The 16,004-nt window shown below is 74.6% G+C and carries 14 protein-coding genes; 9 read left to right on the forward strand and 5 right to left on the reverse strand.

The features are described 5' to 3' along the window. Window positions 1–135: 135 nt before the first annotated feature. Window positions 136–3,396 (forward strand): hypothetical protein, encoded by a 3,261-nt coding sequence (locus OG764_RS09780; RefSeq protein ID WP_328968022.1) that lies wholly within the window; start codon window positions 136–138, stop codon window positions 3,394–3,396. Window positions 3,397–3,462: 66 nt separating this feature from the next. On the opposite strand, the gene msrB is transcribed toward OG764_RS09780, so the two are convergent. The 4 genes from msrB to OG764_RS09800 all read right to left on the reverse strand — a co-directional run bounded on the left by msrB (window position 3,463) and on the right by OG764_RS09800 (window position 6,733). Continuing rightward, a complete protein-coding gene (gene msrB / locus OG764_RS09785; RefSeq protein ID WP_328968023.1) occupies window positions 3,463–3,870 on the reverse strand; it encodes a peptide-methionine (R)-S-oxide reductase MsrB in 408 nt (135 codons plus the stop codon). 13 nt (window positions 3,871–3,883) lie between these two features. Then, window positions 3,884–5,281: a UDP-N-acetylmuramate--L-alanine ligase gene (murC, locus tag OG764_RS09790; RefSeq protein ID WP_328968024.1), complete on the reverse strand. Its 1,398-nt coding sequence runs from the start codon at window positions 5,279–5,281 to the stop codon at window positions 3,884–3,886. Between the two features lie 76 nt (window positions 5,282–5,357). After that, entirely contained in the window at window positions 5,358–5,825 is a 468-nt protein-coding gene (locus OG764_RS09795) for an indole-3-glycerol phosphate synthase (RefSeq protein ID WP_328968025.1), read from the reverse strand. A 125-nt stretch (window positions 5,826–5,950) separates the two neighbouring features. Then, window positions 5,951–6,733 (reverse strand): pyrimidine reductase family protein, encoded by a 783-nt coding sequence (locus OG764_RS09800; protein ID WP_328968026.1) that lies wholly within the window; start codon window positions 6,731–6,733, stop codon window positions 5,951–5,953. Window positions 6,734–6,770: 37 nt separating this feature from the next. On the opposite strand from OG764_RS09800, the gene zapE reads away from it, so the two are divergent. From zapE to OG764_RS09820, 4 genes are all read left to right on the forward strand, one after another. After that, on the forward strand, window positions 6,771–7,886 hold the full coding sequence (zapE, locus tag OG764_RS09805) for a cell division protein ZapE (protein ID WP_328968027.1): 1,116 nt from the start codon (window positions 6,771–6,773) through the stop codon (window positions 7,884–7,886). A 54-nt stretch (window positions 7,887–7,940) separates the two neighbouring features. Next, on the forward strand, window positions 7,941–8,369 hold the full coding sequence (locus OG764_RS09810) for an OsmC family protein (RefSeq protein ID WP_328968028.1): 429 nt from the start codon (window positions 7,941–7,943) through the stop codon (window positions 8,367–8,369). Between the two features lie 136 nt (window positions 8,370–8,505). After that, window positions 8,506–9,870 carry an alkaline phosphatase PhoX gene (locus OG764_RS09815; RefSeq protein ID WP_328968029.1) on the forward strand — a complete coding sequence of 455 codons (1,365 nt, stop codon included), beginning with the start codon at window positions 8,506–8,508 and terminating at the stop codon, window positions 9,868–9,870. A 99-nt stretch (window positions 9,871–9,969) separates the two neighbouring features. Continuing rightward, window positions 9,970–10,908, forward strand: coding sequence for a polysaccharide deacetylase family protein (locus OG764_RS09820; protein ID WP_328968030.1), 939 nt, complete (start codon window positions 9,970–9,972; stop codon window positions 10,906–10,908). Between the two features lie 104 nt (window positions 10,909–11,012). Here the strand turns inward: OG764_RS09820 and OG764_RS09825 are convergent, their stop codons facing one another. Then, a complete protein-coding gene (locus OG764_RS09825) occupies window positions 11,013–11,687 on the reverse strand; it encodes an AIM24 family protein (protein ID WP_328968031.1) in 675 nt (224 codons plus the stop codon). An 85-nt stretch (window positions 11,688–11,772) separates the two neighbouring features. Between OG764_RS09825 and OG764_RS09830 the strand changes: the two genes are divergently transcribed. From OG764_RS09830 to OG764_RS09845, 4 genes are all read left to right on the forward strand, one after another. Next, window positions 11,773–12,498 carry an aminoacyl-tRNA hydrolase gene (locus OG764_RS09830; protein ID WP_328968032.1) on the forward strand — a complete coding sequence of 242 codons (726 nt, stop codon included), beginning with the start codon at window positions 11,773–11,775 and terminating at the stop codon, window positions 12,496–12,498. A 76-nt stretch (window positions 12,499–12,574) separates the two neighbouring features. Next, window positions 12,575–14,032 carry a DUF692 domain-containing protein gene (locus OG764_RS09835; RefSeq protein WP_328968033.1) on the forward strand — a complete coding sequence of 486 codons (1,458 nt, stop codon included), beginning with the start codon at window positions 12,575–12,577 and terminating at the stop codon, window positions 14,030–14,032. Continuing rightward, complete coding sequence (locus OG764_RS09840) at window positions 14,020–15,051, forward strand: TIGR04222 domain-containing membrane protein (RefSeq protein WP_328968034.1); 1,032 nt, start codon at window positions 14,020–14,022, stop codon at window positions 15,049–15,051. Before OG764_RS09835 ends, OG764_RS09840 begins: the two co-directional genes overlap by 13 nt. Window positions 15,052–15,117: 66 nt before the next feature. After that, window positions 15,118–15,927 (forward strand): TIGR04222 domain-containing membrane protein, encoded by an 810-nt coding sequence (locus OG764_RS09845; RefSeq protein ID WP_328968035.1) that lies wholly within the window; start codon window positions 15,118–15,120, stop codon window positions 15,925–15,927. Window positions 15,928–16,004 lie beyond the last annotated feature (77 nt).

Below are 16,004 nucleotides of genomic sequence, written 5' to 3' on the forward strand. Positions count from 1 at the left end.
CCGGGAGTACGTCCGCGCCCCGCCCGTCACCCCCGTCCCCTGCGCGGGTCTCGCCCCCTCACCCCCGTCACCTGCACGGGGGACATCCCCCGCACCCAGGGTCAGCAGCCGTGACAGTGTGTCACCATCGATCGTATGGCTGCCATGTCACGGGCGGGGGGCCGTCGTTGGCGACGGCGGATCCGCAGCGTCCTGCTCCTCGCGTTCGGGCTGACCGGGCTGCTGCTCGGCCTCGTCTTCCCGGCCCTGGACCTCGGCACCGGCGACTCCCTGGCCAGCGTGCTGGGCCTGTTCGTGGGGCTCGCCGGACTCGCCCTCGCCGTCGCCGACTTCCTGCGCGGGGCGGAGCAGCCCGCGCCCGACCCGGCCGCCCTCGCCGAGGACCTCGCCCGGACCGTACGCGGCCAGTGGCTGGAGGAGGCCGGGGCGCGTCGGCTGCGCGACCCCCGGGTCCTCCCGCTCGCCTGGTCCGCGACCCGGCGCGAGGTCGCCGATCCGGCGGGCGTTCCCGGCGGACCCGGCGGAGAGGCGGTGCCGGCCGGCGGACTCCCGGGCGGGGAGACCGCGGGCGCGGGCACGTCGGCCGCGGGCTCGCCCGTCGGGGCCTCCCCGGACCGGCGGGTGCCCGGCGCCCGTCCCGCCCCCGCCACCGCGCGGGTCCTGCGGGTGCGGCTCGACGGCCGGCTCGACGGGCGCTTCGAGGAGGCCACCGCCCGGCTCGCCGCCGGGTACCGGCAGATCGAGGGCGGCCGCCTGGTGGTGCTCGGGGAGCCGGGCGCCGGCAAGAGCGTGCTCGCGATGCTGCTCACCCTGGGCCTGCTCGGCGAACCGGACCGGGGCACCGGCCCGGACCGCCCCGTGCCCGTCCTGGTGCCGGTGTCCTCCTGGGACCCGGTCGTGGAGGCCCTCGACGACTGGCTGGTCCGCACGCTGGCCGACGCCTACTACGCCGGCCGTCCCGAGATCCCGCGGATCCTGCTGTCCCACCAGCTGCTCCTGCCGGTGCTCGACGGGCTCGACGAGATCCCCGAGGCGGCCCGCCGCGGCGCGGTCCGGGCGCTCAACCACGCGCTGGGCAGGGACCGGCCGGTGGTCGTGACCTGCCGCAGCGCCGAGTACGAGGACGTCATCGAGGGCGGCTCGACGGCCCTGCGCCGGGCGCCCGTCGTGGAGATCGCCCCGGTGGCCGCCGAGGACGCGGTCGCCTACCTGTCGGACGCGCAGTGGCCCGAGGGCGTGGACTGGAGCGAGGTGTACGGTGAGCTGCGGACCGCGCCGGGCGGCCCGGTGGCGCTGGCCCTGTCGACCCCGCTGATGGTGTCGGTCGCCCGCAGCCTGTACGAGCGCTCCGGCGGCCGGCCGGCCGAACTCGCCGACCGGGCCCGGTTCGCCAGCCGGCACGCCGTGGAGGACCACCTCGTCGAACGCTTCGTGGACGCGGCGTACGCGGACCGCCCGCCGGCCGAGGCGGCGACGGCCCGCACCCGGCTCACGTTCCTCGCCCTGTACCTGCACCGCCACCGGGAGCAGGACCTCGCCTGGTGGCTGATGCCGCGGCGGCTGTTCTCCGCGTGGGCCGCGCCCGGGGTGGGGCTGGGGCTCGGCGCGCTGCTGTGGGTGTTCACCGGGGTGCTGACCGCCCGGCTCACCGACTACGACTTCAAGGGTGGCCAGGGCGCCGTGCTCGGCGGGTTCGTCGCCCTGCTCGCGATGATCGTGTGGTTCGCGGCCGCGGACCGGCCCCCGGGGCGCCCTGCGTTCGTCCTGCGGGGCGCCCCGGACCGGCTGCGCCGCGGCTTCCGTACGGGGCTCGCCTTCACGGTCGTACCGTCCGTCGCGGTGACCGCCAGCCTGGCCCTGGTGCTCGTCTCCCAGGGGTGGGACCAGAACGCGGCCGGCCTGATGGTCTCCGTGCAGAGCGTGGCCCTGGCCGTCACGGCGGCCGTCTCCTGCGCGCTCGCGGTGCACGAGTGCCTGGACGCGCCGCCCGGGCGGGCGGCCCGCTCGGACCCGCTCGGCTCGTTGCGCGAGGACCGCAACTCGGCGATGGCCGGGGCGCTGGCGGCGGGCGCGGTGGTCGCTCTGCTGGCCTTCCCGACCCTGATGGTCTGCGGGGCGGCGGCGACCGCCGTGGGGGCGGCGTTCAACGGGTGGTCCCACGAACCAGGACCGGCCGAGCTGCTGGCGGCGCAGTTCCGTACCGGTGCCTCCCTGGTCGGCGCGGGCGGCGGGCTGGCCGACGCGCCGCTGCTGATCGCCGTGTGCGGTGTACTGCCCGGCCTGGTGACGGCGCTGCTCACCCTGCTGACCCGGGCCTGGACCCGGTTCGCCCTGCTCCGCCTGATCGGTGCGGTCCGCGGACACCTGCCCTGGCGGCTCATGGACTTCCTCGCCGACGCGCACCGCCGGGGCGTCCTGCGGCAGTCCGGCGGCCTGTACCGCTTCCGGCACGTACGGCTCCAGGAGGCGCTCGTGTCCGGCGGCCGACAGCCGGCGGTGCCTCCCACGACGGCGGGCCGGCGCCGGCGGCTGCGCCGGGCGTTGCTCGCCGCCGGTGCGATGGCAGCGGTCCCGGCCCTGCTCGTGCCGCCGGCCACCGCGTACCCGCCGGACTCCTCCCGGGCGACGCTCGCCGCGGGCGGGCCGCCGGACAGCCTGTGGTTCGAGGGCGGGAGGCTGCTGACGGCCCGGGGCGGGGCGGTACAGCAGTGGAACGCGTATACGGGCCGGCGGATCACGGGAGCGCCGCGGGTGCGGATCCGCCGGATCGACCTGGCGGTCGAGCTCTTCCGCAGGCCGGTCCCGCGGGCCCTGCGGGAGCGGTTCTCAGCCGACGGCTCGGTGGAGGCCACCGACATCCAGCCCGGGAGCACGTACGTCCGGGCGATCTCCGAACTGGCTTCCGGCTCCGCGGACGGGGTACTCCACTGGCGCGGCGGCGGGCACCCGCTGGTCCTCGTCTCCACGTGCGACAGACCGCCCGTGCTGTGGGACCTGACCGCACGGCGGGCCGTCCGGGAGTTCCCGCGGTCGGCGGGCTCCGCGGGATGCTTGGAGCAACTGCTCCTGAGCGGTGACCGGACCGTCCTGGTCGAGGTGGCTCTGGACGAGACCTGCCGCTCTTCGGCGTGGGACGTCCGTACGGGCCGGCGCACCATGTGGGACGGCAGTTGTTACGGACCGCCGGCCGTGGCCCTCAGCCACGACGGCCGGTTCGCGGCGGGCGACGGCCCCGAAGGCATCCAGGTCTACGACGCCCGCACGGGAGCCGGGCTCGGCCGCCCCCTCACCGGCCACCGCGCCGAGCTGGTGGCGCTCGCCTTCGACCGGCACGCGGGTCTGCTGGCCGCCGCCGCGGAAGACGGCACCGTCCGCATCTGGGACGTGCCGCGGTAGCTGCAGGCAGAGGGCCCGGACCGCCGTTGCGGTCCGGGCCCTCCCACCTCCGGCGTGCGGACGCGCTCAGGCCTCGTCGGGGCTCAGGCGCAGGGAGATGCTGTTGATGCAGTAGCGCTGGTCGGTGGGGGTGCCGTAGCCCTCGCCCTCGAAGACGTGGCCCAGGTGGGAGCCGCACTTCGCGCAGCGGACCTCCGTGCGGACCATGCCGTGGGAGGTGTCCGCGATCAGCTCGACCGCTTCACTGTCCTTCGGGTCGTAGAACGACGGCCAGCCGCAGTGCGAGTCGAACTTGGTGTCCGAGCGGAACAGCTCGGCCCCGCAGGCGCGGCAGGCGTACACGCCGGCCGTCTTGGTGTCGGTGTACTCACCGCGGAAGGCGGGCTCGGTGCCGGCCAGGCGCAGGACCTGGTACTCCGAAGGGGTGAGTTCCGCCTGCCACTGCTCGTCGGGCTTCTCGATCTCGTACGGCATGACGTCCGCTCCCTCAGTTCGCCAGACGGGCCAGGATGGCCGGGCCCAGGTCCGTCACGTCGCCCGCGCCCATGGTCAGAACGAGGTCGCCGGGCTTCGCCATTCCCGCAATGACGTCCGGGACGGCGCCCTTGTCGTGTTCGGCGGTGACGTCGGCGCCGGCGGCGCGGGCCGCGCCGATGATGATCTCGCTGGTGACGCCGGGGACCGGGTCCTCGCGGGCCGGGTAGATGTCCAGGACCACGGAGCCGTCGGCGAGGGCCAGGGCCTGGCCCATCTCGGTGCCGAGTTCCTGGGTGCGGGAGAAGAGGTGGGGCTGGAAGACGACGAGGATCCGGGAGTCGCCGGCGGCGCCTCGGATGGCCTCCAGGTCGGCGGTCATCTCGGTGGGGTGGTGCGCGTACGAGTCGATGACCTGCACGCCGGCGGCCTCGCCCTTGAGCTGGAGGCGGCGCTTGACGCCGGTGTACTTGCCGAGGGCGGAGGCCAGGTTGTGGACCGGGATGCCCAGGGCCACGCCCGCGACGAGGGCGGCGACCGCGTTGTGGGCGTAGTGGCGGCCGGGCACGGAGACCGTGAAGGTCAGCGGGCGGCCGTCCATGACCACGGTGACCTCGCTGGTCAGGCCGCGCGGGGTGACCTTGGTGACGCGGACGTCGGCGCTCTCACTCTCGCCGTACGTGACGATCGTCACGGGCGAGCCGGCGGCCCGGATACGGCGGGTCAGCTCGACGGCGCCGGCCTGGTCCGCGGAGACCACCAGGGTGCCGCCGGGCACGACCTTGCCGACGAAGATCTCGAAGGACTCGTAGATCTCGTCCATCGAGGCGTAGTTGGCGTGGTGGTCCAGCTCCGCGTTGAGGACGATGGCGACCTCGGGCGCATACGTGTGGAAGCTGCGGTCGCTCTCGTCCGCCTCGGCGACGAAGATCTCGCCGGCGCCGTGCTGCGCGTTCGAGCCGGGGGCGTCGAGGTCGCCGCCGATGGCGTACGAGGGGTCCAGGCCGAGGGCCGAGAGGGACACGGCCAGCATCGAGGTGGTCGTGGTCTTGCCGTGGGTGCCGGCGACCGCGATCGGGCGGGTGCCGCCCATCACGGCGGCCAGTGCGTCGGACCGGTGCACGACCGGAATCCCGAGTTCGGCCGCACGGGTGAGTTCGGGGTTGTCGGCGCGGATGGCGCTGGAGACGACGACGCAGCTGGCGTCGTCCGCGAGGTGGCCGGCGTCGTGCCCGATGTGGACCGTGGCGCCGAGGGCGCGCAGCGCCTCGGCGGTGGCGGACTCACGGGAGTCGCTGCCGGCCACCTTCGCTCCCCGCTGGGCGAGGATCTTTGCGATTCCGGACATTCCGGCGCCGCCGATGCCGATGAAGTGGGGCCGGTCCATGGCGGTCGGCAGGCCGAGTGTCATACGTGTGTCTCCCGAGGGCTGTGTCCGAAGGCGTCGTGCGGGCGGCGCCCCGGAACGGGACGCCTCCCCCCGCAGCCTATTCGTTGTGGGCGAAGAGCTTGAGCACCGGAACGCCGACCTTGTGGCGGGCCCGGGATGCCCAGTCGCGGTGGAAGAACTCCTCGACGAAGTGCGGGGCGGTCAGGACGATCACCTCGTCGGCCCCGGTCTCCTCCACCACGGCCTTGAGTTTGTCGAGCGGATGGTCCTCGACGATCTGCCCGACGGCCGGGTGCTTCTTGACCCGAAGTGCCTGGAGGGAGTGCTCCAGGGCCAGCTCGGCGGGGCCGCGGGCGTCGAGCCCGGCCGGCTCCTCGCCCTCGTGGACCGCCTCGGGAAGCTCACCGAGCGCGACGTCGTCGATGGCGCGCAGCAGCCGGTCCTGATCGCCCCTGGGCTGCAGCAGCACGACGAAGGAGACCGGGTCGTCTCCGTGCAGGGTCGTGACGAAGTCCACGTCTACGGATGTCAGAGGCTTCTCGATCATCAATACGCTCGTGAACACGGACGCCCTCTCCTTCATGGGCCGTGGCGACCCTGCGGAAACCATCCTGCCCCGCTGGCGCACGGGGCCTGTGCAGGTAAGTGTGCCCAGCGGGAGAAAAGCGGAACGACAAATTCCGCAGCGTGTCAGATCCGACGGTAGCGGGTGAAAAGGAACCCGGCCTCCTCCAGCAGCGCGGCGAGTCCCAGCCGCGCCGGGACGGCCAGGGCGGGCCCGCCGGCGATCCGCTGGGCGTCACCCGCCGTGAGCGTCGGCGACACGGTCAGGCACAGCTCGTCCAGCACGCCCGCCGCGATGAACTGGCCCAGCAGCCGCGGACCGCCCTCGGTCAGCTGGCGCCGCAGCCCCCGGTCCGCGAGCGCCGCCACGGCGCGCGCCGGGTCCACCCCGGCCCCGTCCCCGGCGAACAGCACCTCGGCGCCCGCGGCCCGCGCCCGCGCGACCCGGTCGGCGGGGGCGGCGGCGCCGGTGAGCACGAGGGTCGGCACCAGCGGGGCGGTGAACAGCGGCAGCGAGAAGTCCAGGTCCAGGCTCGCGCTGACCACGGCGATGGCGGGCGCCGGGCCCTGGCCGGCGGCGGCCCGGCGGGCGGCGAAGGCCTCGCGGGCCCGGGCCGGGCGGTAGCCCTCCAGCCGAACCGTTTCCGCACCGACGACGACCACGTCGGCCAGCGCCCGCAGGGTGCCGAAGATCCGCATGTCGGTGTCGCTGGAGATGGGCTGCGAGCGCCCGTCGTGCTGGGCGGCCCCGTCGAGGGAGGAGACCATGTTCCCGCGCAGCCAGTGCTCCCACGGCTGCTCCCCCGGCGCCGGGTCCGGGTAGGCGTAGGCCTCCGCCAGCTCGTCCAGGGACCACTCCCGGTCGGCCTCGTCGGGTGTCTGATCGGTCACAGGGAACAGGCGTCGCATGCGGTGCAGTGTGGCACGCCCCGTAGAGTTAAGAGCTGTGTCAACATCTCTCACCGCGTCCCCGGGAGCCCCTGCCCCCGGCCACGGACCGATAGCCGAGGCGGGTCCGCAGTCACTGTGCGCCCGCGAGCCGCGCGTACCCGCCGAACGGCTGGTCGCCGAGATGGTGCCGCCACCGCGTTTCGACGCCGTGCGCTTCGACACGTACAACCCGGACCCGGGCCAGCCCAGCCAGACGCAGGCCGTCACCGTGCTGAGCGAGTTCGCGGCCGGGCTCGGCGGGGCGCACGCCAGTGGCAGCGGCAAGCGCCGCTGGTTCTCCAGGACCCCCAAGAGCAGCGCCCCCGCCGGGCCGCGCGGGGTCTACCTCGACGGCGGCTACGGCGTCGGCAAGACCCACCTGCTCGCCTCTCTGTGGCACGCCACCCCGGCCGCGCCCGAGTACAAGGCGTTCGGCACGTTCGTCGAGCTGACGAACCTGGTGGGCGCGCTCGGCTTCCAGCAGACCGTGCAGACCCTCGGCGGACACCGGCTGCTGTGCATCGACGAGTTCGAACTCGACGACCCGGGCGACACCGTGCTCGTCTCCAGCCTGCTGCGCAAGCTGGTCGAGTCGGGCGTGGCGCTGGCCGCCACCTCCAACACGCTGCCCGGCAAGCTGGGCGAGGGCCGGTTCGCCGCCGTCGACTTCCTGCGCGAGATCCAGGGCCTGTCGGCGCACTTCCGGCCGCTGCGCATCGACGGCCAGGACTACCGGCACCGCGGCCTGCCGGAGGCTCCGGCGCCGTACTCCGAGGAGCAGGTCACCAAGGCCGCGTACGCCACCGACGGCGCCACGCTCGACGACTTCCCGGCGCTGCTCGACCACCTCGCCCGGGTGCACCCGAGCCGCTACGGCGCGCTCACCGAGGACATATCCGCGGTGTGTCTCACCGAGGTGCAGCCGGTGCCGGACCAGTCCACGGCGCTGCGCCTGGTGGTCCTCGCGGACCGGTTGTACGACCGCGAGATACCCGTGCTCACCTCCGGGGTGCCCTTCGACCGGCTGTTCAGCGACGAGATGCTGAACGGCGGCTACCGGAAGAAGTACTTCCGTGCGATCTCGCGCCTCACCGCGCTCGCCCGTGACGCAAAGGGCCTGGTGGCACAGTAGGTTGGGCCGGTCGGACCAGAACCGGTCCGGCCGACCTGCCTGAAGGGAACCATCATGGCCGCCACGCGTCACGCACACGCCGTCTGGGAAGGCGATCTGTTCGAGGGCAAGGGCGAGGTGACCCTCGACTCCTCGGGCCTCGGTACGTACGCCGTCTCCTGGCCGGCCCGCACCGACGAGGAGGCGAACGGCCGCACCAGCCCGGAGGAGCTCATCGCCGCCGCCCACTCCAGCTGCTACAACATGGCCTTCTCCAACGGCCTCGCCAAGGCGGGCCACGCCCCCACCCGCCTGAACACCCGCGCCGACGTCACCTTCGTGCCGGGCAAGGGCATCACCGGCATCCACCTGACCGTCGAGGGCGAGGTCTCCGGGATGGGCGAGGCCGACTTCGTCAAGGCCGCCGAGGAAGCGAAGCTGGGCTGCCCGGTCAGCCAGGCCCTGACCGGTACGACGATCACCCTGAGCGCCAAGCTCGTCTGATCGCCGTGCCCGTACGGGCGCCCGCGCGGCGCCCGTACGACACATGAGGCGGTGTGGCCCGCATGGTTCCGGCCCGCGATACCGCGTGATACCACATGCGGGTCACATCTCCTGTCCCCCAACAGGGAGTTGCCTCATGTCCGCAACACGCCGTCAGATGCTGGCCGGTACCGGGGCGATCGCCTCCGTGGCCTTCGCCGGCGCACTCGGCGACCTCTTCGCCGGCACCGCGAGCGCCGCGCCCCAGGGCCTGGCCCCGGGCGGGTACGGGCCCCTCGTGCCGGACCCCGCCGGACTCCTCGACCTGCCCGCGGGCTTCCGCTACCGGGTGCTCTCGCGCTCCGGAGACCCCATGCGCTCGGGCGAGGGCCCGGTCCCGCAGAACTGCGACGGCATGGCCGCCTTCCCCGGCGGCCGCGGCCGGGTCCGCCTGGTCCGCAACCACGAGAACCGCGCGAGCGCCGCGCTGCGCGTGCCCGCCGTCGCGGGACTGACGTACGACCCGGGCGCCCGCGGCGGCTGCACCGTGCTGGAGCTCGACCCGCAGGGCCGGGTGACCGGGGAACGGGTGGGCGTGGCCGGTACGGCCGTGAACTGCGCGGGCGGCCCCACCCCCTGGCGGACCTGGCTGACCTGCGAGGAGACCGAGGACCTGGCCGGCACCGGCGACTACACCCGCGACCACGGGTTCGTGTTCGAGGTGGACCCGGCCGACCCGCACCGCACCGGCGCCGTACCCCTGACCGCGCTGGGCCGGTTCGCCCACGAGGCCGTGGCCGTCGACCCGCGCAGCGGCATCGTGTACGAGACCGAGGACGCCTTCGTCGAGCCGTTCGGGCTCTTCTACCGCTTCCTGCCCGACCGGCCCTGCGGCGGCACCGGCTCGCTGCGCGCGGGCGGCGCGCTGGAGGCCATGCGGGTGCCCGACGTGCCGGACCTGTCGGCGGTACGGGAGCCCGGGGCGCGCTTCCGCGTGGAGTGGGTGCCGGTGCCGGACCCGATGGCGGTGCACACCCCGATCCGGCTCCAGGACTTCGGGCGGGGCGGGATCACGCACGCCCAGAAGCTGGAGGGCTGCTACTGGGGCGGTGGAGCGGTGTACTTCGTCTCCAGCTTCGCGCGCAGCAGCGACGGGTCGGCCGCGGACCACTTCGGCCAGGTGTGGAAGTACGAGCCGAAGCACGCCCGGCTCACGTTGTCCGTGGTGTTCGGCCCGGCCACGGACGTGCAGCTGCCCGGCGAGTCGCCCGACAACATCTGCCTGGCGCCCGGCGGCGGCCTGATGGTGTGCGAGGACGGCAACGGCGCGCAGCACGTCTTCGGCGTGTCCCGGGGCGGCGAGGTGTACCCGGTGGCCCGCAACGCGCAGAACATCGGCACGGCGGCGGAGCCGGAATGGGGCGAGTTCGCGGGCGTGACCTTCTCGCCCGACGGGGCCGTGATGTACGTCAACTGCTACACGCCGGGGACCACGTTCGCGGTGACCGGCCCCTGGCGCTGACCGCGGCCGCACCCGCCGACGGGGTGAGCTTCGCGGGGTGACCGGGCGGCAGCGGTGACACGGACATCCGCTCAGCACATAGTCATATATGTTTCGCCCGTGACCATTTCCGTACGAAAAGTGGCTGCCGCGGCTGCTCTCGGTGCCGCCCTCGCCGGATGCGCGGGCGGCACCGGTCCCTCGGAGACCCGCACCGCGCCCGCCCGCCCGGCCGCCTCGGGACCGGCGGCCCCGGGTCAGGCCGCCTCGGGTCCGGCGGCTTCCGCTCCGGCCGGCGCCCGGCCCTCGGCACCGCCGCGCGCCGCCGCACCGGCCGCGCCCCCGGCCGCCCCCGGCAAGGCGCCCACGCTGGCCCCCGGGCCGGCCGGGCTCACGCCGGTCTTCGAACGCGCCCTGAACACCTCGGACAAGACGGTCGCCCTCACCTTCGACGCCGACATGACCGCCGACCAGGGGCCGCGCGCCGCCGGCGGCGAGCGCTTCGACAACCCGCAGCTGATCGCGGCGCTGCGCGCCCTGAAGGTGCCCTCGACCGTGTTCATGACCGGCCGGTGGGCCGAGGAGTACCCGGACCAGGCCAAGTCCATCGGCACGGACCCGAACTTCGAGATCGCCAACCACTCGTACAGCCACTACGCCTTCAAGAGCCCCTGCTACGGGCTGCCCGCCCTGGACGGCGCCGCCGCCCGCGCGGACGTGGACCGGGCCTTCGAGGCGTTCCGGACGGCCGGGGCCCGCAACATCGTCCCCTACTTCCGCTTCCCGGGCGGCTGCTACGACGACGACGCGCTGCGCGCCCTGTCCACGGCCAAGGTCACCGCCGTGCAGTGGGACGTGGTCAGCGGCGACGCCTTCGCGAAGGACTCCGGGGCGGTGGCGCAGCAGGTCGTCGACGGGGTGCGGCCGGGCTCGGTCGTGGTGATGCACTGCACGCGCAGCGCCGCCCCGGCCACCGAGCAGGCGATCCGCCGGATCGTGCCGGAGCTGCGCAAGCGGGGCTACCGCTTCGTGAAGGTGTCCGACCTGATCGGGAGGTAGCCGGGTGGGGCGGGCCCTCCGGACCCCGGGCGGGCCGCCCGTCGGTCACCGCTCGGGCCGCCCTCCGTCCACCGGCCGGTCGGGCCCGCCGGGCGAGCCCGGTCTCAGTTCGCGGCGGGCCGCTCGGTGACCTCGCTGGGCCGGACGATGACGAAGCCCTCGCCCTGGAGCATCAGCTGGACGGCCTCGCCGGATCCGCCCCGGATCATCGAGCCGACGGACTGGGACCGGTGCAGGCCGGTGCTGAGCTGGGCGCTCCAGCCGACCACCGCGTCGGTGTCCACGTACACCGGCATCTGCGGGGTGACGGGGATGATGATCGGGTTGCCCTCGCACATGACGGCGAGCTTGCCGTGGCCGGTGAAGACGCTGTTGAAGAGCCCGCCGCCGACCATGCCGGCGCCCTTGACGGTCTTTATCTCGTAGGACAGCGTCGCGTCGAAGCACAGCACGTTGCGCCCGTTGATGCTGAGCGCGTCGCCCGGCTCGATGTCGACGATGAAGCAGTTGGCGGCCTCGTGCGCGAACCACGCCTCGCCCTGGCCGCGGACCGCCATCAGGGCGAGCCCCTCGCCGGTGACGGCGCGCTTGAGCATGCCGCCGATGCCCTGGCCCTTGCGCTCGAACTGCAGGTTGCCGCGGTAGGCGATCATCGAGCCCTGTCGGGCCAGCATCTCGCCGTTGACGGCGTACTTGACGGATTTGGCGTTCTGCAGGGTCATACCGGGTGCGGTGGCCTGCTGGGCCAGGTTCTCGGACGAAAAGAGGTCGCTCTTCATGCGGTGATCCTCGCGCGCGGGCGGACCGCGGGACAACCTCCGGGCGTGTCACAGGCCTGCTACAGGGACTGGCATCCTTGACCGGATGAGCAGCAGCAACAGCCAGGACATGAGAGCAAGCTTCCGGGACGAGGCCCCGCAGTACGTACTGCCGCTGGTGGCGCGGATCGAGAAGGCCGAGCCGCCGGCCCGCACCGACGCGCTGGAGACGGCGGCCCGGGCGGTGCTCGTGCTGCTCGACGACGAGCGCTCGCACGGCGAGGGCGAGTGGGCCGGGGTGGTGCGCGACTGGCAGGACGCCCGGATCCGCAAGGTGGTGCGGCGGGCCCGGGGCGCGGAGTGGCGCAAGGCCGCCGCGCTGCCCGGGATCACCGTGTCCGGCGACCGGGCGGAGGTACGGGTGTTCCCGCCGGTGCCGCTGGACGGCTGGCCCAAGGAGCTGGCCAAGCTCCAGGTCTCCGGGACCGATCTCGACGACCCCGAACCGGCTGGGCCGGCCGCCGCCGGTCTGCCGGTGCTGTGGCTCAATCCCGACCTGGACATGTCCGCCGGCAAGGCCATGGCCCAGGCCGGCCACGGGGCGCAGCTCGCCTGGTGGGAGCTGACCGGGGACGAGCGGGAGCGCTGGCGGGAGTCCGGGTTCGCGCTGGCCGTGCGGACGGCCCCCAAGGAGCGGTGGGCGGCGCTGTTGGGGAGCGGGCTGCCGGTGGTGCGCGACGCCGGGTTCACCGAGATCGCACCCGGTTCCTGCACGGTGGTGGCCGATCACCCGGCGCTGCGGGCCCGGCTGGAACCTCAAATGTTGCTCTGAACGTCCCCTCCCCTAGATTCACCGGGTGCCGGCGGGGTCATGACACCGGCACACGGAATCGGGGGAGGTACGAAGGATGAAGCCCATGGCCCGCCTGGGGGCGGGAATCGGCTGGCGGCCGGAGATCGCCGAGGCGGTCGAACGGCTGCCGGACCTGGACTGGGTCGAGGTGGTGGCCGAGAACCTCTGCCCCGGCCACCTGCCGGAGTCCCTCGTACGGCTGCGCCGGCGCGGCACGGTCGTCGTCCCGCACGGCGTCTCGCTGGGCCTCGGCGGTGCGGACCGGCCCGACCCGGCCAAGCTCGCGGACCTCGCCGAGCGGGCGGTGGCGCTGGGGGCGCCGCTGGTCACCGAGCACATCGCGTTCGTCCGGGCGGGCGGGGAGCTGACCGCCTCCCCGCGGCTGGAGGCCGGGCACCTGCTGCCGGTGCCGCGCACCCGGGACGCGCTGGACGTGCTCTGCGAGAACGTGCGGATCGCCCAGGACGCCCTGCCGGTGCCGCTGGCTCTGGAGAACATCGCGGCGCTGCTGCCGTGGCCCGGTGAGGAGCTGACGGAGGGCCGGTTCCTGGCCGAGCTGGTGGAGCGCACCGGCGTACGGCTGCTGATCGACGTCGCGAACCTGCACACGAACCGGGTGAACCGGGGCGAGGACCCCCTGGCCGTCCTGGACGCGCTGCCGCCGGACGCGCTGGCGTACGTGCACGTCGCGGGCGGTGTCGAGCGGGACGGGGTGTGGCACGACACGCACGCGCACCCGGTGCCGCCGGCGGTGCTCGACCTGCTGGCCGCGCTGCGGGAGCGGCTGGACCCGCCGGGAGTGCTGCTGGAGCGGGACGACGCGTTTCCGCCGGAGGCGGAGCTGGCGGCCGAACTCACCGCGATCCGCGGCGCCCTGGCCCGCGGCGCGGCGGCGGCCGCGCCGGCCCGCGAGGGCGCTTCGCCGAGCGGTGCCGCGCCGGTTCGGGTGCCCGTGGCGGTGCCGGTGCCCGCGGCTGCCTCCGGGCTCGGAGCCGATTCCGAGACCGTGCCCGTGCGCGGGGCGGTACCCGAGACCGCCTCCGCGCCCGGACCCGTGCCCGTACCCGAGGCCGCCGTGGAGGCCCTCGCGATGGACGCGGGGTGCCGGGAGCGGGTCGGGGTGGCGCAGGCCGCGCTGTTGTCGGCGCTGGTCGCCGGGACGCCGGTGCCCGAGGGCTTCGACCTCGGGCGGGTCCGGGTGCAGGCCCGCGCGCTGGCCGCCAAGCGTGCCGACGTGATCGGCAAGGTCGCCCCGGAGCTGCCGGTGATCCTCGGCAGCGGCTACCGGGACGCCTTCCTCGGCTATGCCCGGACCCGGCCGATGGCCGCCGGCTACCGCCGTGACGCCCTGGACTTCGCCGAATACCTCCTGGTCAACGGGCTGCCCCACGAGCCCGCGGGCCGCCTGGAGCTCACCCACTGGTGGCAGGACCGCACCGGACCCAAGCCGCCCGGCCGCATCCGCAGGATGCGCCGCCGGGCCCGTAGCCTCGTCGGGAGGTGGACACCGTGACGTACCTCGTCGTGCTCGTCTGGGTGGCCGTGGTCGGCTCCACCCTCGCTCTCGCGGTCGGGCTCGCCCGGTCCCGGCGGATCACCGGGGCCGTCTCCCCGGTCGGGGACCTCTCCGAGGCCGCGTTCCTGACCGGCGGGCCGCGCCTGGTCGTGGACTGCGCGATCATCGCGCTCTGTTACGACGGCCGGATGATGATCGGGGGGCCGGGCATCGTGCACGTGCGCCCGGGCGCCCGGGCCGAGGACCCCGTGCAGCGGGTGGTGCTGCACGCCCACGCGGCGGGCCCGCACGGCTCGCTGGACCTGCTGCGGCTCTCGGCGATGGCCGACCCGGTGGTCCAGGAGATCGGGGACGACCTGGCGGACCGCGGGCTGCTGGCCCGGCCGGGCACCGGCGACGTCTGGAAGCGCCGGGCCAAGGTCCAGCTGGTGCTCAGCTTCCTGCTGCTGCCGGTGGCGTTCGTGATGGCGATCGTGCAGGCGGCCTCGGCGGGGCCATCGTTCGAGTCGGGGCTGCCCACCGTGCTGCTGGTGCTGCCGGTCGCGTTCTTCGGCCTGCTCGCCGGCGGGCTGCTGCACGCCACCGCCGGGCGCACGATCACCTCGGCGGGCCGGCGGGCCCTGAACTCGTACCGGATCACGCACATGGCGTCCCGGGAGCCGGTGCTCCAGGTCGCCCTGTTCGGGCTGCTGCGGCTGCCGGACCCGGTGCTGCGCGCCCAGCTCGCCCGCGCCCAGCTGGCCCGCGCGGCGCGCGCCCGGCGGACCCACCCGGAGGACCACCGTCCGAGCACCTCCGACAGCGCCGCGTTCGCGGTCGGCGCCGCCGAGGCCGCGGTGGTGTGGTGCGCGACGAGCGACTCCGGGTCCGGCGGGAGCTGCGGTTCCTCGGCCGGGACGAGCTGCGGCGGCTCCGGCGGATCGGGGTGCGCGTCCTCGTCAGGGTCCAGCTGCGGTGGCGGCGGATCGAGTTGCAGCAGTTCGTCCGGTTCGAGCTGCGGAAGCAGCAGTTCCTGATCACGGGCGCATCACGAGCTGCCCGCACGGCCGCCCGGCCGCGCCGCCGGACGGTAGAACGGCGGGATGTTCTGGGTCCTGTTCCTCCTCGTGGCCTGGGCCGGCGCCCTGCTGGCCTGCGGGCGGCTGCTGACCGCCGCCGGCGCCGCCGCCGAGCCCGCGCCGCGGGCCACCGTGCACCGGCACGAAGACCTGACCCTCTACGAGGCCGCGTACCTGGCCGGCGGCCCCCAGCGGGTCGCCGTGCTGGCGCTGCTGTCGATGCAGCGCCAGCGCCGGCTGCTGCTCGCCCACACCGGCTGGGCCACCGTGGTCGACCCGGTCGGCCGGGATCCGCTGGAACGTTCCCTCCTCGGCGTGTTCGGCCCGGACGGCCAGTCCCCGGTGGCGGCGGTACGCACCGCGGCGGCCGGCTGCACGGCCGTACGGGAGCTGGCCGAGCGGCTCTGGGCGGCCGGGCTGGCCGTGCCTGAGGCCACCCGTACCGGGTACGAGGAGGGACTGCGGGCGGTCCGGGCCGCCACCGGCCTCATCCTGCTGCTCGCGGTGGTCTCCCTCGCCCTGGTGTCCGGGCCGGGGACCGACCCGACCCTGGTCGCCTGCTGGTTCGCGCTGCCGCTGCTGCTCACCGTGTCCTGCCTGGCGATATCCCGCTTCGAGTCGCGGCCGCACTCCCCGTGGGCCTCGCCCGCCGGGCAGCGGCTGCTGGTCGGCATGGACCGGGCGCACCCGCGGACGCCGGCGGACGCCGGGCAGGACGATCCGGGCCTGCTGGCCGCGGTGGCCGTCCGCGGGCTGTCGGCGGTGCCGGACCCGGGGCTGCGGGCCGCGCTGTCCGGCGGGCGGGGGAAGGGCTTCGTACAACGGGGGCGTTGACGCCGACACCGGGGCCCCGCTCCTTTACTTCGCCTGACCCACCGTCAACGATCCCCCCCAGTGGCATCGGTCGGATG

It is taken from the genome of Streptomyces sp. NBC_00239 (assembly GCF_036194065.1).
Classification (GTDB): domain Bacteria; phylum Actinomycetota; class Actinomycetes; order Streptomycetales; family Streptomycetaceae; genus Streptomyces.

What these genes read in the sequence shown, in the direction of transcription:
- OG764_RS09780 (WP_328968022.1), top strand. Translation starts at nt 136, where the DNA reads ATGGCTGCCATGTCACGGGCGGGGGGCCGTCGTTGGCGACGGCGGATC.
- msrB (WP_328968023.1), bottom strand. Translation starts at nt 3,870, where the DNA reads ATGCCGTACGAGATCGAGAAGCCCGACGAGCAGTGGCAGGCGGAACTC.
- murC (WP_328968024.1), bottom strand. Translation starts at nt 5,281, where the DNA reads ATGACACTCGGCCTGCCGACCGCCATGGACCGGCCCCACTTCATCGGC.
- OG764_RS09800 (WP_328968026.1), bottom strand. Translation starts at nt 6,733, where the DNA reads ATGCGACGCCTGTTCCCTGTGACCGATCAGACACCCGACGAGGCCGAC.
- OG764_RS09810 (WP_328968028.1), top strand. Translation starts at nt 7,941, where the DNA reads ATGGCCGCCACGCGTCACGCACACGCCGTCTGGGAAGGCGATCTGTTC.
- OG764_RS09815 (WP_328968029.1), top strand. Translation starts at nt 8,506, where the DNA reads ATGTCCGCAACACGCCGTCAGATGCTGGCCGGTACCGGGGCGATCGCC.
- OG764_RS09825 (WP_328968031.1), bottom strand. Translation starts at nt 11,687, where the DNA reads ATGAAGAGCGACCTCTTTTCGTCCGAGAACCTGGCCCAGCAGGCCACC.
- OG764_RS09830 (WP_328968032.1), top strand. Translation starts at nt 11,773, where the DNA reads ATGAGCAGCAGCAACAGCCAGGACATGAGAGCAAGCTTCCGGGACGAG.
- OG764_RS09835 (WP_328968033.1), top strand. Translation starts at nt 12,575, where the DNA reads ATGAAGCCCATGGCCCGCCTGGGGGCGGGAATCGGCTGGCGGCCGGAG.
- OG764_RS09845 (WP_328968035.1), top strand. Translation starts at nt 15,118, where the DNA reads ATGTTCTGGGTCCTGTTCCTCCTCGTGGCCTGGGCCGGCGCCCTGCTG.